This is a genomic window from Paenibacillus sp. Z6-24, from assembly GCF_054161335.1.
Genome location: NZ_CP096398.1, coordinates 2,257,216 through 2,276,209, shown reverse-complemented (window position 1 = coordinate 2,276,209; position 18,994 = coordinate 2,257,216). Strand labels below are relative to the sequence as shown.

Sequence of the window (18,994 nt, the reverse complement as noted above, 5' to 3'; positions counted from 1 at the left end):
CTGCATTTTGGTCTGCCAGGTTATGCCTGTTCGCCTGCTACTGCCGGATTATATCACCAGCATAAGGCAAATATACAGACATGGATCACATATATGGCTACTCTTCACCATAAACTTCTATCTGTGAATCAACGACGTCTCTCCACATAAAACAACACGGCTGCTTCCTACATATGAATCGTTGTAGAAAAACAGCCGCATGTTTTGTCAGGAAAATAGTCATATATGGATAATAGCCTATGCAGTTAAGATAAGCCATACTCAGCAAGCAATCGATTATTCCTGCTGTGCTTCACGGTACACTTCCAGGTACTCTCTGGCAGAAGTCTGCCAGCTGTAATCGCCGCCCATTGCATTTTTCATAACCTGCTTCCAATGCTTAGGCTGATGATAAAAGGAAAGCGCACGACGTATCGTATACAGCATATCATGAGCATTATAGGAATGGAAAGTAAAACCTGTACCTTCACCGGTCATTTCATTATAGGAATGGACCGTATCATTGAGACCCCCGGTTTCACGTACAATCGGAATACTGCCGTAACGCAGAGCCAGCAGTTGACTGATTCCGCATGGTTCAAATTTGGATGGCATCAGGAACATATCAGTGCCTGCATACATCCGGCGGGCTACCCCTTCACTGAAGCGAATCTCTGCCGCCAGCTTACCGGGATGCCGGTAGACCGCTTCACGGAACCAGTCTTCATAAGCCGCTTCTCCGGTACCGAGCAGCACAAATTGCACATCATCATAATACAGCAGCTCATCCAGTACCCGGCTCACCAGATCCAGTCCTTTGGATTCGACCAGACGGGTAACCATCGAGATGACCGGAATCTTGGGATCTACGGGCAGACCCAGCTCTTCCTGCAGTGCTTTTTTGTTCTCCAGTCGTTTGCTCGTACCGCTGCGGTAGTGAGAAGCCAGATACGGATCTGTTGCCGGATTATAACTTTTGGTATCAATCCCGTTAACAATCCCGCGCAGCCGTCCGCCCAGTGAGCGCAGCAGACCATCCAGACCATAACCATAATACGGCATCTTGATCTCTTCCGCGTATGTAGGGCTGACTGTAGTTACCCGGTCAGCAAACACAATACCTGCTTTCATGTAACTGACATTTCCATAATACTCGACCCCTTCGGCATGGAAATAACGATCATCCAACCCAAACAGAGACCATAATACCGAATAGGGGAACACACCCTGATACAACAGATTATGAATCGTATATACCGTACGTATATTGGAATAGAATGGTACGGATTGATACTGCGCCTTGAGCAGCAGCGGAATCATACCGGTATGCCAATCATGCGCATGAATAATATCCGGCTGGAAATCTACCGCCGGCAGCATATCGAGGACCGCACGATTGAAAAAGGCAAACCGTTCCGCATCATCTCCATAGCCATATACCCCATCGCGTCCAAAATAATATTCATTGTCCAGCAGATAGAAGGTTATTCCATCCTGCTTGAACTGCTTGATCCCGCAGTACTGGCTGCGCCAGCCGATCTGAACCTGAATAACGGTTACCAGTGTCGCCTGATTGCGAATCGACTCGCTGATACTTTTGTAATTAGGCATCACGACGCGCACGTCGCATTTTTCCTTTTTCAGGGCGGTAGGCAAAGCACCAATTACATCCGCCAATCCCCCTGTTTTGATAAAAGGGTTGGCTTCCGCTGCTGCAAATAAGATATTCATCCTTCATATCCTCCTTATCATTGGGTTATCTGTATCGTTCACAGGAATTCAGTAGAGATCAGGCTTTTTTGCGTCTGCCTGTGCCCCGCTTGATAATAATCGCGCTCAGCGGCGGCAGATTCAGGGTAATGCTGTTCTCCTGCCCATTCCATTCGACTTTCTCGGAGGCGGCGGTCTGGATCGTTCTGCCGCCGGTTCCGCCGAATCTCGGTTCATCACTATTCCAGATTTCCGTATAGGTACCTGCTTTCGGTACACCGATTCGGTAATTCACACGCGGAACGGGCTGGAAGTTGATCGCAATCAGCAGCGTGTCGGATGGCTTTTTGCCTTTACGCATATATGTGATTACGCTGTTCTGCGCGTCATCCGCATTGAGCCACTCATACCCTTCCCAGTCATGATCACGTTCCCACAGTGCAGGTGCACTGAGATAGAGCTGATTGAGCTCCCGTGTATAATCCTGCATTTTACGATGCATGTCATAATCCAGCAGCAGCCAGTCCAGCTGATCCTGATCTTTCCATTCGATAAACTGGCCAAATTCGCCACCCATAAACAGCAGCTTTTTGCCCGGATGGGTCATCTGGTAAGCCAGCAGCAGACGCAGACCGGCAAACTTCTGTTCATACGTACCCGGCATTTTATCCAGCAGCGACTTTTTGCCATGGACCACTTCATCATGCGATAGCGGCAGGGTGAAGTTCTCCGAATAAGCATAGACGAGCGGGAAAGTTAGCCGGTTATGCTTGGACGGCCTTGCTTCAAAGGAAGTTTCCACGTAATCCAGCGTATCATTCATCCAGCCCATATTCCATTTATAGTTAAAACCGAGACCATTTTCATGTGCAGGTTTGGTCACGCCCAGCCATGCACTCGATTCTTCCGCCATCATCAGCGCATTCGGATAATAATGAAAAATAGTCTTATTCAGCTGTTGTAAAAAGGAGATGGCTTCCAGATTCTCTACACCGCCATGCTGATTCGGACGCCAGCCTCCGCCTTCACGTTCAAAATCAAGCCGGATCATGCTCGTCACTGCATCTACCCGCAGTCCATCAAAATGATATACATCCATCCAGTACAAGGCGCTTGAGATCAGGAAGCTGCGTACCTCAGGCTTCCCAAAGTCAAAGGACAAAGTGCCCCAGCCTCGCTTCTCCGCCCGCTCCGGATCGGCATATTCATAAAGAGGAGTTCCGTCAAACATGCGCAGCCCATGTGCATCCTTGGTGAAATGCCCGGGTACCCAGTCCAGCAGAACCCCGATTCCCGCCTGATGACAGGTATCTACAAAGTACATCAGTTCCTGCGGCGTACCATAGCGGCTCGTCGGTGCAAAATAACCGGTACTCTGATAGCCCCAGGACAGATCATACGGATGCTCGGTCAGCGGCATCAATTCCACATGCGTATAGCCCATATCCACCAGATAAGGAACGAGCAGTTCGGCCAGTTCGGTATAGCTGTAGAGACTGCCGTCTTCCTTTTGCCGCCATGTGCCAAAATGCATCTCATAGATGTTCAACGGACGTTGATAGGCAGAACGACGCTTGCGCTTCCATGCTGCGTCTTTCCATTTGTACCCGTCCAGCGACTTGACCACTGAAGCCGTAGCCGGGCGCACCTCTGCATGAACGGCATAGGGATCTGCTTTGAAGAAGATCTCTCCCTGCTGCGAGGTGATCACATATTTGTATAATGTTCCCTCGGTAATACCCGCGATAAATCCGCTCCATATTCCCGATTCATCCAGCTTATGTAAAGGATATTCTTCTCTATCCCAGTTATTCCAGTCTCCTGCCACACTTACCTGTGCTGCATGAGGTGCCCATACCGTAAACCGTACACCCTGCTGCCCTTCTTCGGCAGTTAGATGTGAGCCAAATTGACGATACGCATGGTAATTGGTGCCTTCATGAAAAAGATAAATTTCTTCTGCAGTAGGTAATTTATATTCCGTATATTTTTTTACCAAAATATCACCTCCACTAGTAGTAAACCGTGCCGAAGCCTGCTGGCTATAAGGCTATAAGTTTTTAGCCTTAACTATTACCCTATTCTAGCACGATTGAAAATAGGGAGTCACCGTAAATTCTGTTTCTTCATATTATGGCAAAAAAAGGGGGGGAACAAAAATTCGACTCTGATAATATTTTACAATCCTGTTGTTTCAAGGGCCGCACCACAGGTTTATAAAACTAATACATTGCCAACTGAGCGTTGTCATGAAAATGGGAGGGAAAACGACATGAAAAATACAAAAAAAGAATGTATCGCTATGTTGCTGGCCGGAGGTGAAGGACGCAGATTGGCACCTTTGACGTCCATCGTTGCGAAACCTGCCGTGCCATTTGGCGGAGACTACAAAATTATCGATTTTCCTCTTAGCAACTGTGTGAATTCCGGAATTGACACGGTAGGTGTACTGACTCAATATGAAGCGGAATCGTTGCACGATCATATTGGTCAGGGAGATTCCTGGTCCACCGATGCACTGAAAATGAACATTACCCTGCTGTCTTCCGAGACCACAGGTGAATATATGGGCACTGCAGATGCCATTTACAAAAACCTGGAATATATTGATGCCCTGGACCCCAAAGATGTTCTGGTTCTGTCCGGCGATCATATTTACCATATGGATTATAGCGAGATGCTTCAGTACCACCAAGAACATAATGCCAAAGCGACCCTTTCCGTAGTGGAAGTGCCATGGGAAGAAGCAAGCCGTTTTGGTGTAATGAGTGTGGATGATAGCATGACTATTACCAAGTTCTCCGAAAAACCAGCCGATCCGGAAAGCAATCTGGCTTCCATGGGGATCTACGTGTTTGATTGGCAGTACCTGAGACAGCATCTTGTTGCGGATGCTGAAAAGGCCAACTCCAATCGTGACTTTGGCAAAGACATCATCCCGCAAATGCTTGCTGATGATGAAAAAGTGGTAGCTTACGAATTCCTCGGCTACTGGAGAGACGTAGGTACAATTAACAGCCTGTGGGAAGCTCATATGGACATTCTCTCCCACAGCAAACAATTCGAACTGAAAAGAAGCGAATGGCCAATGTTCTCTGCCGATCTGGATATCGTCTCCAATCAACAGAATGCGGCAGCACCGGATTGCTCCATGATCAGCAGCAAAGCAGTTCTGGAAGGCAAAGTTGAGCGCTCTGTCGTATTCAATGACTCCACAATCAGCAAACAGGCTAAAGTGATTGAGAGTGTAATCATGCCTGGCGCATTTATCGGTAAAAATGCCCATGTGGAATATGCGATTATCGCTGAAGGTGCAGTGATCAAGGACAATGCTGTTGTTCAGGGTAGCAAAGACGAGATCAAAGTTGTCGCTCCTTACGAAACCGTATACGCCAAACCATCTGTACGTACTCAACCGGCTATGCTGTTGAAAGAAGTCTATGACAAATCCGGACGTGTCCGTGCAGGCGGCATCTCTTCTTAATCGAACACAGGTAGAACAACCGATCAGCATGGCTGATGAACAGAATAAAAATGGAAAATTGAAATACAAAAAAGGCGGAGCATATGCTTCGCCTTTTTTGATATGAATACGGCTATGGATACTATTGATATGTTTACTTTTGAAAATAAGCCCTTAGCTTCTACCTGTGAGGCTGTATCACGCGCTTCAGAGCGAGGTAGCAGCTTGCCATTCGTCTTCCAGTATACTCATCTCATATATGCTGTAATACCGATCATTCAACTTCATGGTATCACGCAGATAACCTTCCTGCTGAAAACCACAGGATTCGTACAACTGTTTGGCTGATGTATTATAATCGAGTACTGCCAGTGTAATACGATGCATTCCGAGCGCATCAAAGCCGATTCGCAGTGCTTCCTCGATCATTCGGCGTCCGTAGCCTTTACCTCTTGCTTCCGGATCGCCGACCAGTACGCGGGAAATACGGGCTGAACGGTTATCCCGGTCGATACGGGTCAGGGCAATATGCCCTACCGCTCTGCCGCTGCTGCGTTCAACAGCGGTGTAGATTAACTGCTCCGAATGGGAAGGATCATTAGCGTTCTGCAGATAGGCATCCAGATCCGTCGTCTGCAGCGGATACTTCCACTGCGATCCACTCCATTGCAGCAAAAATTCCGCATCCCCTGACCAGCTGAGGAGCTGATCATAATCCTTGGCTGTAAAGTACTGCAGACGAATATCATGCTCCCGGGCAGGCGGCAGCTTCTCGTACAGACTGGCCAGCTTGCCGCTTACATGATGCGTGCCCATATAACGAAAATCCTGCTGCTGATAAAAACGGTTCAGCGGCAGCAGATCGGCCATGCAATCCAGTCGCAATCCTTTACCTCCCTGCTGGTTCGCATACTCCTCCGCCCATCGCAGCATTGCCGGCCCCAATCCGATCGAACGAAACCGGGAAGCTACAGTCAGTCTATGCAAATACAGATAATTCTCATCATTGCGATGCTGCCAGTATTCTGCATCTCCGGCTTGCAAAGTAAACATACCGGCAGGCTCTCCAGCTACCTCGGCGATATATACTTCCCGCTCCATAAAGTAGCTTTGAATTAGCTCGGGAGTAAACATCCCGCGTCTCCACTTTCCAATCTGCCTGGATTCCATCCAGTCTGCTGCTTCGATAAGAAAGTGCCTAACCTGTTCCTGTTCGGACAGCTCAGCTCTGCGGATATGCACAGCCAGCTGATCTTTGATTTCTGACAGACTCATTTTCCTGCCTCCCTGTATACGCCCGTTATCCTGCCTGCTGCTGATTATCGAGCAGCGGCAGATCTACACTTACCGTGGTTCCCTGATCCAATTCGCTCTCAATATGCATTTCGCCTTCATGCAGCTTGACGATCTGCTGCGTTATCGCCAGTCCAAGTCCGGTACCGCCCTGGTTCGGATTGACCTGGAAGAACCGGTCTTTTACCTTTTCCAGAAATTCCGGACTGATCCCGATGCCCGGATCTTTGACCGAGATGCGTACCTTGTCGGGAGCCATCTCGGTGATCATCAGTGCAATCGTCGAGCCGTCCGGCGAGAATTTGATCGCGTTATCGACCAGATTCAGGAACACCTGCTTGAGACGGTTACCATCCGCATAGACGATAAATGGACGCTCACCCGGCTGCAAGCTGAGACTAATATGCTTTTGCTCGGCTTTGGCCCATACATTCAGCATCGTCTCCTGCAGCAGTTCCTTCATATTGACTTCGCCCATCACCAGTTTCATCTGGTTTTGCTGCAATTTGGAGAAGTCCAGCATTTCTTCGACCAGTCCGATCAGACGGTCGGTCTCTTTGGAAATGATGCTCATGCCCAGCTTGGTCTCTTCCGGATCGAATCCGCCGGAGACCAGCGTTTCGCTCCAACCCTTGATGCCTGTCAGCGGAGTACGCAGCTCATGAGAGATCGAAGAAATAAAGTCATCCTTGACCTGGTTGCTTTGTACGATTTCGTCCGCCATATAATTCAGGGTTGAAGCCAGATCCCCGATTTCATGGGGGTAATTGCCCTTGATCCTGACATTAAAGTCCCCCTTCGCCATAAGGGTAGAGACATTGATAATATTGTTAATCGGCTTAACAATCGAGTTGGCCAGACCGACACTGACAATCAGTACGATAATCAGAATAATAATCCCGATACCTGTGGATACCAGCGTAATATAAAACAGCTTCTGATTCACCAGCTCGAGCGATGTGACATACCGGACCAGATACGATTTATCGCCGTTAATCTGAATCATCCGGGTGACCGCCATTACATCTTCACCAGTTCCCGCCTGCTTGCCGATCCAGCGCCCGGTTGAGCCGGTCAGTGCCTGCGGAATATCACCGGTCTGAATCGGTTTATCCAATCGGAACGGCGTGGAGTTCTGGATTACATTTCCTTTTAGATCAAGCACCTGCACTTCGGCTTTGTCCAGCGTATAGGTGGAGATCAGGTCTCTGGAATTGGTCGGTGGATTCGTATTATCAAACGAAGACTGCAAGTAGTTGGAGATCCCATCGTAGTAATACGTACGAATCGCGAACAGAAAGACCATCTCGACCAGAAGAATCGTCAGAAAGACGACTAGAAAGTAATGCAGAACGATCTGCCGGGTCATCCCCTTTTTAATCATTAGGACTCCCGGCCTCTCCATTTATAACCATGTCCCCATACAGTCTGCAAGAATTCCGGCTCGGACGGATTGTTCTCGATTTTTTGGCGAAGACGTCGGATGTTAACATCAACGATTTTGGGGTCACCCATATAGTCTTTGCCCCATACATGATCCAGCAGCAGATCACGGCTGAGCGGCGTATTCTCCTTTTCAAGGAAAAACTGGACCAATGAGAATTCGGTTGGTGTCAGTTCAATCATTTTACCGTTTTTCTTGAATTGCTTGGAGATCAGATCCAGCGTAAACGGACCGGACTCAAATGATACTTTGGTATCCGACTCCCGCTGCACATTGACGCGGCGCAGCAGCGACTGGATACGCGCGATCAGCTCGGTCGGGCTAAATGGCTTGCTCACATGGTCATCCGCTCCGACAGACAGCGCATAGACTTTGTCCTGTTCCTGTACTTTGGCTGTCAGGAAAATAATACCGATCCGTTCGTTCTTTTCCCGGATACGGCGGCATACTTCGAAACCATCGATCCCCGGCACCATAACGTCCAGCAGAGCGATGTCAATATCCGGAACAGTCTCCAGCATATGAAGTGCCTGCTCTCCATTCTCGGTCTCCAGTACTTCGAAACCATTACGCTTGAGGTTAATAATAATAAAACTGCGGATGGACTCTTCATCCTCCATAATCAGTACTTTACTCATGCAACTGCTCCTCCTTGTTCATCCTGTACTTAATTTTGAATAATATTTACTTTATCATTTTCCCAGAGTGCGATAACCTGCCCTCTGTTCTCGGCGATAATCTCCCAGTCTCCATTATGGTTGTTCCACTCATTTTCGCTAAAGAACCGCACTTCGGCTACCTTTTCACCGGTATCCTTTAATACAAAACGCAGATCCTTATCCTTGTTGGACTTGGTATCGAGTGTGATTTTTTCCATCCAGTCACTGGCAATTTTGATGACAAAACGGCCTTCTTCATCCCGATACTGCTGACTGACCAGCTTTTCCAAAAATCCGCTACCGGTCCATTGATAATAGTTGGTGAACATTGGCGTCTCTACAGGCGCAATATTTTCCCAGCCGGTCGGAATCTCCAGCATTCCGATCTCCAAAATGCCATCATTGTTGATATCTTCACTGACAATCTGCAGGTCTTTCCATGTTGCCTGCCGGCTGAGCTGGAAGGCATCCTCCAATTTGCCGTTTCTCATAATGAACAGATGCGAGAAGCCTGATTTGCCAAGCGCCTGATCCATGATAATACCATTCTGATCCGGAGATACTTTACCTGCCACCACATTATAGGCACTTACAATATTATTGAGATCGATGGAATCCAGCTTTTTGAATCCATTATCATAATTGTAGACGGTAACAGATACATAATCAGGATTGCTGTTCATCGTCATCGTCGTCAAATTATTGATCCCGTCTCCATCCATATCAATCGTCTCATAATAGGAGTAAGGAATATCCGTTTCTTTTTTCAGCTTGCCATTATTGTAATCATAGACAACCAGGGTCTTCTGCGTATTCTCACTGCCGGCAGTATCATTCGAATAGCCGACCAGCAGATTGCGTCGTCCATCGCCTGTAATGTCGGTAATCTCTACACTCTCCAGAGTAAATCCTGCACCATTAATATCCAGCTGCTTAACCCAGGTATCTCCGGACTGCTCGAAAATCATTCCGTTGATCCGGCCATTGGTCGTCTGGTAAAACACGATCGTCTCGCTCGTTCCATCCCCATCCAGATCCACGGTCTGAATCCGGCTTGTATTGCCATTTTTGGGACTCTGGATACTTGCTCCCTCGGGCAGTTCCGCGCTGATTACGCTGCTCAGCGTCTGCTTGTCCGAGGGAAGTTCCGGTGTCTGAATCAATGTCTTCGGATCAGACAAAGGGTTAAAGCTGCAGCCGCTTAGCAAAAAAAGCAAGCCTGCCACCGCCAGCATCCTGAGCCATATCATTCGGTTCATTCGTATCACTCTCTTCATCGGCCTGCCGTATCGCTGGGAGGCCATTTTGGTTATAACAATCTCCGTTCTGCGCTCGTCAACCTTCTTCCATTAATATCAAAGGAAATCCGGCCTTCCTGCAGGCCAATAATCCGGGTTGCATAACGCTCTGCCAGTTCCAGCGGAATTACACTGATCACCGTCAGCCGCTCGCTACTGCACAGTGAGCGAAGCGTCTTGATGACCTCTTCGCCTGATTTGGGATCCAGACCGGTTACCGGCTCATCCGCCAGAACCACCTTGGCACCATGAGCAAGAGCCCGGGCAATAGCAACACGCTGTCGCTCTCCACCGCTGAGCGTACCCGCTTTTTGATGAGCTTTGTCCAACAGACCGAGCGTCTCCAAAATATCCATCGCTCCCATATAATCATCGGATCGTACCATTCCGGTCAGCATACGCCAGACAGGTGTCTGTCCGGACTGTCCGATCAGCACCGTCTTGAGTGCAGTACGCTCCGGATGCAGCTGCGGACTCTGCTCCAGAAAAGACCATTCCCGGCTGATTTTGCGTTTGCCACTGAAGCCTGATTTATGGATGTCCGTATCACCGACCCGGAAGCTTCCCTCCGTCCAGGTCTCCCGCATCGCCAGACATTTCAACAGCATACTTTTGCCGCTGCCGCTTGGGCCGACGAGTGCAATCATTTCGCCATGCTGAATTTCCAGGCTGATGTCATCGAGTACTCTGGTTCTATCTTCTCCGACTATTTTTGTCAGATGATCTACGTGAATCATAGACATTGCTGCGACCGCCCTTCTGCGACTATTCATCCCGACTTGTTTTGTGGACTGCCGGATATTCATTTCCATTACGTTCCTGATTTCCCTGTTCCATACGAGCCCGATATCCACATTCCGACCGGCAACTCTCTTTCATATCAGCAACATTATTGCTCCTATTGTATAGTTTAGGGGAAAAAGCAGAGAAATGCCATCTGCGCATGGATTTTATTTTGCTTTTTCACGGAATACAAATCCCATCGCTGCAAAAAGAATATAACAGCTGCCCAGTACCCAGAACAGACTGGAAGCCGACCCCATCTCGATTCCCTTGCCGCCGATTGCCGGCCCGACAATACTGCCGAAGTTAAAATGAAAGGATGCCAGTACGTTGGCGGCAGGCAGATACATTTTCGGCAAAATATCCGCCGCATAAGCGAGTCCCAGCGAGAAAAAGGAACCGATCAGACCACCGGCGGCAGCGAACAATACTGCTGTTGCCCAGATATTCGTTCCGGCGAACGGCACAAGTACAAACAGCAGTCCGCCTATACTTCCGGACAGCATCAGTATCGTTTTGCGTCCGAACCGATCGCTCAGCATCCCGAGCGGCAGCTGCAATATAAGACCGCCTATGCCGATAAATGGCAGCAGGAAAGCAATCGCGTCTGTCGTAAAGCCGATGCGCAAACCATACACCGGGAAATTGCTGTTCATCGCCGCTTCCATATAGCCGTATAACAATGCGGGGATAAGCGCATACCAGGCCCACCGATAGCTGCGGCCAAACCGGCCTTTCTGTGGCTCGGAGCCTTCTTCTTTTTCCGGTTTGCCATCCGGCAGTTTCACCCATACCAGTACGGTTACTATAAGGAAAAGAAGTGTCATAATCAGGAATGGTGCCATCATGCCCCAATCCAGCAGCTGGATGCCCAGTGGACCGATACTGAATCCGATTCCGTAGGACATTCCGTAAATGGAAAGATTACGGCCTCTCTTCTCTGCCGGTGCTGCCATCAGCACCCACAGCTGGGCCGAGTAGTGAATCGCACTGTCTCCAATACCGACAAGCATACGCAGCACAAACCAGAAGGCAATGCTGGGATACAGCGGAAACAGCGGCAGGGTAATAATGACCAGCAGCAGTCCGCAGAGCATTAATTTTTTGAATCCGAGCACGCCGAGCAGACGCTCTGCCGCCAGCGTCATGGCAAAGGAGCCGACGTATAAAGCGGCCGCGTTCAATCCGTTGACCGTAGATGATACGCCCATCTGCTCCAGGAAGATAGCCAGTACCGGCAGAAGCATGCCCTGGCTAAGACCTGCTGTGATAATGGCAATAATCAGAATCACAAAATTAGAGGTCTGGTTGGAATAAATAGATGAACGATTGGATGTTGTTGTCTCAGACACGATATTTCCTCCATTTTTATGTAGCAGCATTTTACAAAACGCTGTATCTATGCTGTAATTTGATATAGTGGATCGGATGCAATAAATTGCAATTCCCGCCTTGTTACCAGGGAACCGAACAGATGCCTGTAAACCCGGACCACCCGAACATTATAGTGGACAATCCGTAAGCAAACAAGCCATAATAAGCACAACAGGAAGTTAGGAATCAAGCCTGTTAAGTGAATGCACGATTAATGATGATTATATTCTGGGAGGTTCTCGTTTCATGAACTATCAAGTGAAAATAGACGTTTCCCCCATTTATGATCTGCTCGGAAGCTTCATGGTCTATGTCACCAAGAAATGGATACGGGATATCGATCTCGGTACTGAGTGGATTCGGGAAATTGACAATACATTAAGCCCTGGAGTGCGTCTGGCGATATTGGAAGCCTCCTCCTGGCCGTTTGACGATTATGATGCACTGTACGCCTGGGCCAGCTGCCGCCAGCCGGAAGGTTCGGTGCGCCATTTTTTGGAGCATCTTGAGAATACTTCGGAAACCGGCATGTGGGATGAGATCCACCCGATGATGCCTGGACTGTCGCTGAATGACAGCATCCGGATTCAGAAAAGTTATGCCCCGCTTCTCAAGCTGTGGTACGAGCATTACTTTCACCAGATCGAAGGCCAGATTCTGCCGCTGATTACAGAAGACGGCGAAGAAAAAATCGGCCTGCTCGATAAAATGGAACCGGAAGCGCTAATCGAGTATGCTTCCGGTGGGCTCGTCGTCTCTCCGATGCCTGGACTGCATACCGTTATTCTGTTCCCTACCGTGCACAACCGTCCGATCAATACGTACTGCTTTTATGATGGGGTGCTATTGATTCAATATCCTGTCGATGTACCCGAAGAGGGCGAGGAAGAACCACCCAATATGCTGCTGCGCCTGACGCGGGCGCTATCCGATCCCGAACGTTTGCGGATGCTGCGCTATATTGGCGGTGAACCCCGTTCACTGCAGGAAATGGCGCATGATCTGCTGCAGCCGCAGGAGACGCTGATGCATCATCTGATGATGCTGCGTGTAGCAGGACTGCTGCGTATCCATCTCGGTAGAGAAGACATTGACCGCTTCAGCCTGCGCCAGGATGGAGTATCCGAGCTTCAACTATTTCTGGAATCGTATATCCGTATTTAAGGAGTGAACTTCATGAAAAACATTCGGCACCAGCATCTAATCTTCGATATGGATGATACGCTGATCTACTGTAACAAATATTTTAATCTGATTCTTGATGAATTTATCAGCCTGCTGTCCGGCTGGTTTGCGGACGAAGGACTACAAATGCATGATATTCGCCAGAAGCAGATCGAGATCGATGTCGCCGGCGTGCACCAGGTTGGATTTGCCAGCGAGCATTTCCCGCGTTCACTCGTCGAGACCTATCACCACTTCAGCCATCTGTACAACCGGCCGACGTCCGAACTGGAAGAGCGCCAGCTGCGGCTGCTCGGCAGCAGTGTCTATGAAAAGGAAGTGGAAGCGTATCCCGGCATGGTCGAGACGCTGGAGATGCTTCAGCAGGCTGGACATACGCTGTATCTGTATACCGGTGGTGAAGATGCGATCCAACAGCGCAAAATCGATCAGATGAAGCTGACTTCGTATTTTGACTCCCGCATCTTTATCCGTCAGCACAAAAATGTCAAAGCACTGGAAGAGATTATCACTTCCCATCTGCTGCCCCGTCAGGATACGTGGATGATCGGCAACTCGCTCCGCTCAGACGTACAGCCTGCGCTTCAGGCCTCGCTGAATACGATCTATATCAAGCATGAACTGGAATGGGCTTATGACATTATCCAGCTTCAGGCGGAGACAGAGCAGTCTTTTCATACGGTATCCAAACTGACCGAGGTACCGGATATCATTCATCAGAGCCTGCGCATTCATGAGAAAAAACGGACTTCGGGATAAATCCCGGGTCCGTTTTTTTATGCATTCTGATCTCTGCAGGGCGGCAGGGATCAAGAATGCACTGCTTCCACCATCAGCTTGCCGGTCTCCCGCTCAGCCAGCTTGATTCTCCCCTTGTGCGTTTGTCCGCCTTTCTTGAACGAGAGCACCTGGGTCTCTCCTTTTTCGAGCAGGGCTTTCAGCATCGTGACAGAGATATTTTTGCCGACATATTCTTTCCAGATGACAAACTTGCAGCCCTGTTTGAAATGGGAACAGCCATAGCCTTTGCGGCCCTCGATGATGACACCGCCGCAGCCGCTGCATGGACATTTGCCCAGCGCTGCATGGTCACCGGCTGCGCCGAGCGATACTTTCTGCTCTGCAGTTGCCGTTGCGCCACTCGAAGATGTACGACGGCTGCTTCCGCTGGATGCCGAACTGCTCTTGCCAACTGCTGATCCGGACGATGTAGGTGTACGGCTGGGTACAGCTCCCGCGCTGCGTTTCCCTTTGCCTCTGGAGCGGCTGCCTTCATCGCCGAATGCGCCGGCGGCTGCCGGAAGCTGCGTGCTTACTTTATCAATAACAGAGACGGCGAACTTTTTGACACTTTCCAGAAAACGGTCCGGATCGGCTTCGCCCCGGGAAATCTGGTTGAGCCGGCGTTCCCACTGTCCCGTCATCTCCGGAGAGGTCAGCAGCTCTACCCCGGCAGCGCGAATCAGCTCGATCGCAGCGCGGCCTTTGAGGGTGAGCTCGATCTTTTTGCCGCTGGCGGTTACGTAACCGACCTGCTTGAGACGCTCGATCGTCGCGGCGCGTGTCGCCGGTGTACCGAGACCGGACTCTTTCATCGCGTCACGCAGTTCTTCATTTTCGATCTGCTTGCCGGCACTTTCCATGGCTTTGAGCAATGTGCCCTCGGTGTACGGCTTCGGCGGCTGTGTCGCTTTTTCCTTTACATCCGCTTTGCGGCAGAGAACAGGCAGCTGGCTATCTATAACAAACGGCTCCTGGACCTCTTCTTCCTGATCTTCTTCCTTGTCCGAATTTTTGCGGGCAGAGGATTTGCCTTTGGCTTTGTCCTTATCCGGCAGCGTTACCTTCCAGCCGAGGAACAACAGTTCTTTGACTGCCGTCTTGAACGTCTCCTGCTCGACCACTGTCATAACGGTATGATGCTTATACTCTGCCGGCGGATAAAATTGTGCAAGAAAGCGGCGCACGATCAAATCATACAGCTGCTGCTCTTCCTTGCTCAGCGTACCCGGCTTTTTGAGTGTAGGCAAAATGGCGTGATGATCTTCCACCTTGCTCGGATTGCAGACCGCTTTGTTGTTCACATGTACCCTCTTGCCATCCGCACCGCCTGCCAGTTCTTCATACGGCGTATTTTTAAGCATACCGAGCACTTTATGCATGCCATCGATATTTTGCTCGGTGACATAGTTGGAGTTGGTACGCGGATAGGTGATGACTTTATGGCGCTCATACAGCGCCTGGGCTACGTCCAGCGTCTTTTTGGCAGAGTAGCCGAACTTGGCGTTGGCATCCCGCTGCAGCAGGGTAAGATCGTACAATTTATACGGAAATTCCTTACTCTCGCGAATATCGTACTTCGTAATCCGGCCTTCTTTGCCTTTCACCTTGTCTGCGATCGCTTCGCCTTTGGCTTTGTCGGTGATCCGATCTCCCTGCCATACCCCTTCATACGTTTTTTCCTTTTGTTTGAAGCTGGCTCTCACTTCATAAAAAATCTGGGAATCAAACGCTTCAATTTCCTTTTGCCGATCATAGATTAGTGCCAATACCGGCGTCTGTACACGTCCGACCGATAGCAGATTATTATGCTTGGTCGTAAAGGCGCGTGAAGCATTCATCCCGATCAGCCAATCCGCCTCACTACGGGCCCTTGCCGCTCGGGTTAGATTCTCAAATTCACTGCTGTCACGCAGCTGATCAAAGCCTTTACGTATACTTTCCGCTGTCAGATCCGAGATCCACAGTCGCTTAACCGGCTGACGCAGCTTCAGCTGACGCTGGATGAGGGCAAAGATATGCTGCCCTTCCCGTCCGGCATCACACGCGTTGACGATACGGTCACAGCGCTTGGCCAGCTCGCCAATTACCTTGAGCTGATCCTTGGTACGCGGATTGGGTACGATTTTGAACTGATCCGGAATGATCGGCAGATCCTTGAAGTTCCACTTTTTATATTTGGGATCATAGGCATCCGGCTCTGCCAGTCCGATCAAATGACCGATCGCCCAGGTGATAATGTACTGATCCCCTTCGAGATGAGTCCGCTGGTTGCGTGCTTTTGGTTCGATAACAGTGGCGATATTGCGTCCCATATCCGGTTTTTCTGCAACTACTAAGATTTTCATGCTTTCATTCCTTTCCGGGAATGGACTACCATCATTTTGAATACATTTGGATGTTGTTTTGTTGTTGTCTTTGTTGGCAAAGTCTTAGTTTTCGATATTTCGGCAAAAAAGGAGCTACACTCTGGAGTGCAGCCCCCTTTCTCACGTACGTATTACTCATTTGTATTATAGCATAATGTGTTTTAGAATTCGACGGTAGAATGCTTGTGATGGACGTTCAATAGAAGTTGGATGATTAAGCTGGGTGGATTGGATGATCGTTTGGATTCGTTGGATTAGAAGAAGGGCTTTATATCGTACAGCTTTTTGCAGTTTGTGGAGGTGAGGCATCATCCACTTTAGAAAGGAATAATGGTACGTCCTCCGGTTAAGCCTGGAGATTTTGAACAGGTTATAGTAAGGCGAATCTCCAGGCTTAAAGGTCGCCCTTTACCATTATTTCCTTTCTTCCGTTATGTGCGTTGTTGCAATCCGAATGATTACTCCCTCTCCCATTATTTGTCTGCAAAAAAAGGACTGCACCTAATAGTGCAGCCTCTTTCTTATCTATTTCTTGCATACTTTTTTATTCGTACGTATTCATAGTTCATAGCTGCTGTCATACGTCCATACGTCCATACGTCCATACGTCCATACGTCCATACGTCCATACGTCCATACGTAAAGTATATGGCTTCTGTCCGTCAAAGCAAACTTAGACCAGTACAGTTGCACCCATGAGGTATTTATCCACTTCACGCGCAGCTTCGCGTCCTTCATTGATCGCCCAGACGACCAGGCTCTGGCCGCGGCGCATGTCGCCGGCTGCGAATACCTTATCGACGTTTGTGTTGTATTTGCCGTAACGGGCTTTAACATTGGTCCAGCGGTCGGTTTCGAGACCGAGCTGCTGAGCCAGTGTCTGTTCCGGTCCATCAAAGCCGATCGCGATCAGGGCAATATCTGCCGGGAATACGCGCTCTGTACCTGGAATGGGCTGATAGATTTTACGTCCGGTTTCATCAACAATACGCTGAATCTGTATCGTGTGAAGTTCTTTCAGGTTACCATTTTCATCACCAACAAACTTGGTGGTCATGATGGAGAATTCACGCGGATCGCTGCCAAAAATAGCTTTGGCTTCTTCCTGTGCATAGTCCAATGTGTAGACATTAGGGAACTGCGGCCAAGGGTTGGCGATAGGATCGCGTTCCAATGGGGCCTTGTCGTGTGTACCGAATTGGGTAACACTGCGGCAGCCGTGGCGCAGCGAAGTCGCTACACAGTCGGAACCGGTATCTCCGCCACCAATAACGATTACATCTTTGTCTGTAGATGAAATGTAATTGCCATCTTCCAGATTGCTGTCCAGATAGCTCTTGATGGTGCCATTCAGGTAATCCATGGCATAGATCACACCGTTTAGCTGACTGCCTTCGATATTGAATTCACGCGGTTTGGTTGCACCGCCGCAAAGCACGACCGCATCATAATCGTCTACCAGCTGCTGAGCCGGGATGTCTTTACCGATCTCGGTGCTCGTAATAAACTCGATACCTTCTTCTCGAAGCAGGTTCACACGGCGCTCTACAATCTGCTTATCCAGCTTCATGCTCGGAATACCATAAGTGAGCAATCCCCCGACACGATCGGAACGCTCGTACACAGTAACCGAATGACCTGCCTTGTTGAGCTGTGCAGCACATGCCAGTCCTGCCGGACCGGATCCGATCACAGCCACGCGGCGTCCTGTACGCTTGTCCGGCGGCTCAGGAACAACCCAGCCTTCGGCAAATCCGCGTTCAATAATGGATTCTTCAATCGTCTTGATGGTTACCGGCTGGCCGATCAGGCCAACTGTACAGGAACCTTCACATGGAGCCGGACAGATGCGGCCGGTAAACTCGGGAAAATTATTTGTCTTATGGAGGCGTTCAAGCGCTTCCTTCCACAGACCACGGTAGACCAGATTATTCCACTCGGGAATCAGGTTATGAACAGGGCAGCCAAAGGTGGACCCTGCCATATTCATACCTGTATGACAGTACGGTGTTCCGCAGTCCATACATCGTGCACCCTGCGTACGCAGTTCGTCTTCAGACATATGCTTATGGAATTCTTCCCAGTCTTTTACGCGTTCAAGCGGATCGCGATCCGCGGGAATTTGTCTTTTGTATTCCATAAATCCAGTAGGTGTAGACATATTAACAGTTCCCCCATCCGTTCTATACGATGCCGAGTTTCTTTCGATCACCAGCTTGCCGTAAGTTTATTTTCAAGAGTAGCATTGAGACAATTGAATCACAAATGGATTAAGCGCATGATTATTTGTACTTTTTACATAGAGATTACACCGTGGTGAAACATCTTGCAATAACTTTTCTTTTACTTTCACTTTTTCTGCATAATATTAAGCTTACTGGACAAGCATGTTCCCTTCTGATAACAAAAGAAAATCGTCTTTTGGCAATATATAAAAGTCATTCTCTGTATGAATGCAGCTACTTCGGCTGCTATCGTAAAAAGCTGTCTTCCTGTTTAAACCCACCACTATACAGAAAGCATATAAACTTTTTGTTATATTTATGCATTTTTAATTATAAAGCAAGCATTTTCAAAGTCTACGGTCCCTTTATACCTGATAATTCCTTTACTGCTGAATCGCAATTGTACTGCACGCACCTATTATTCGTGCATTC

General features: G+C 48.9%; 13 protein-coding genes. 3 read left to right on the top strand and 10 right to left on the bottom strand.

The window, feature by feature from the left end:
• Positions 1–276: 276 nt before the first annotated feature.
• Both glgA and glgB read right to left on the bottom strand, forming a co-directional pair.
• Positions 277–1,710, bottom strand: a complete 1,434-nt coding sequence (gene glgA / locus M1D61_RS10040; protein WP_458122207.1) for a glycogen synthase GlgA — start codon at positions 1,708–1,710, stop codon at positions 277–279.
• Positions 1,711–1,768: 58 nt separating this feature from the next.
• Positions 1,769–3,688, bottom strand: a complete 1,920-nt coding sequence (gene glgB / locus M1D61_RS10035; protein WP_458122206.1) for a 1,4-alpha-glucan branching protein GlgB — start codon at positions 3,686–3,688, stop codon at positions 1,769–1,771.
• A 273-nt stretch (positions 3,689–3,961) separates the two neighbouring features.
• On the opposite strand from glgB, the gene M1D61_RS10030 reads away from it, so the two are divergent.
• Positions 3,962–5,173, top strand: coding sequence for a glucose-1-phosphate adenylyltransferase (locus M1D61_RS10030; RefSeq protein ID WP_458122205.1), 1,212 nt, complete (start codon positions 3,962–3,964; stop codon positions 5,171–5,173).
• A gap of 186 nt (positions 5,174–5,359) precedes the next feature.
• Here M1D61_RS10030 and M1D61_RS10025 read toward each other — a convergent pair whose 3' ends face one another.
• The 6 genes from M1D61_RS10025 to M1D61_RS10000 all read right to left on the bottom strand — a co-directional run bounded on the left by M1D61_RS10025 (position 5,360) and on the right by M1D61_RS10000 (position 11,948).
• The gene (locus M1D61_RS10025) at positions 5,360–6,427 is read right to left on the bottom strand and encodes a GNAT family N-acetyltransferase (protein ID WP_458122204.1); all 1,068 of its coding nucleotides are present in this window, start codon (positions 6,425–6,427) and stop codon (positions 5,360–5,362) included.
• Between the two features lie 25 nt (positions 6,428–6,452).
• Positions 6,453–7,829, bottom strand: a complete 1,377-nt coding sequence (locus tag M1D61_RS10020) for a HAMP domain-containing sensor histidine kinase (protein ID WP_458122203.1) — start codon at positions 7,827–7,829, stop codon at positions 6,453–6,455.
• Complete coding sequence (locus M1D61_RS10015; RefSeq protein WP_017812419.1) at positions 7,829–8,527, bottom strand: response regulator transcription factor; 699 nt, start codon at positions 8,525–8,527, stop codon at positions 7,829–7,831. Before M1D61_RS10015 ends, M1D61_RS10020 begins: the two co-directional genes overlap by 1 nt.
• Before the next feature lie 29 nt (positions 8,528–8,556).
• Entirely contained in the window at positions 8,557–9,807 is a 1,251-nt protein-coding gene (locus tag M1D61_RS10010) for a hypothetical protein (RefSeq protein ID WP_458122202.1), read from the bottom strand.
• Between the two features lie 50 nt (positions 9,808–9,857).
• On the bottom strand, positions 9,858–10,583 hold the full coding sequence (locus M1D61_RS10005; protein WP_458122468.1) for a phosphonate ABC transporter ATP-binding protein: 726 nt from the start codon (positions 10,581–10,583) through the stop codon (positions 9,858–9,860).
• A 213-nt stretch (positions 10,584–10,796) separates the two neighbouring features.
• On the bottom strand, positions 10,797–11,948 hold the full coding sequence (locus M1D61_RS10000; RefSeq protein WP_458122467.1) for an MFS transporter: 1,152 nt from the start codon (positions 11,946–11,948) through the stop codon (positions 10,797–10,799).
• A 301-nt stretch (positions 11,949–12,249) separates the two neighbouring features.
• On the opposite strand from M1D61_RS10000, the gene M1D61_RS09995 reads away from it, so the two are divergent.
• Positions 12,250–13,167: an ArsR/SmtB family transcription factor gene (locus M1D61_RS09995; protein WP_458122201.1), complete on the top strand. Its 918-nt coding sequence runs from the start codon at positions 12,250–12,252 to the stop codon at positions 13,165–13,167.
• 12 nt (positions 13,168–13,179) lie between these two features.
• Entirely contained in the window at positions 13,180–13,947 is a 768-nt protein-coding gene (locus M1D61_RS09990; RefSeq protein ID WP_458122200.1) for an HAD family hydrolase, read from the top strand.
• Positions 13,948–13,997: 50 nt separating this feature from the next.
• On the opposite strand, the gene M1D61_RS09985 is transcribed toward M1D61_RS09990, so the two are convergent.
• Complete coding sequence (locus tag M1D61_RS09985) at positions 13,998–16,316, bottom strand: DNA topoisomerase 3 (protein ID WP_458122199.1); 2,319 nt, start codon at positions 16,314–16,316, stop codon at positions 13,998–14,000.
• Between the two features lie 694 nt (positions 16,317–17,010).
• Positions 17,011–18,498 (bottom strand): glutamate synthase subunit beta, encoded by a 1,488-nt coding sequence (locus tag M1D61_RS09980; RefSeq protein ID WP_458122198.1) that lies wholly within the window; start codon positions 18,496–18,498, stop codon positions 17,011–17,013.
• Positions 18,499–18,994 lie beyond the last annotated feature (496 nt).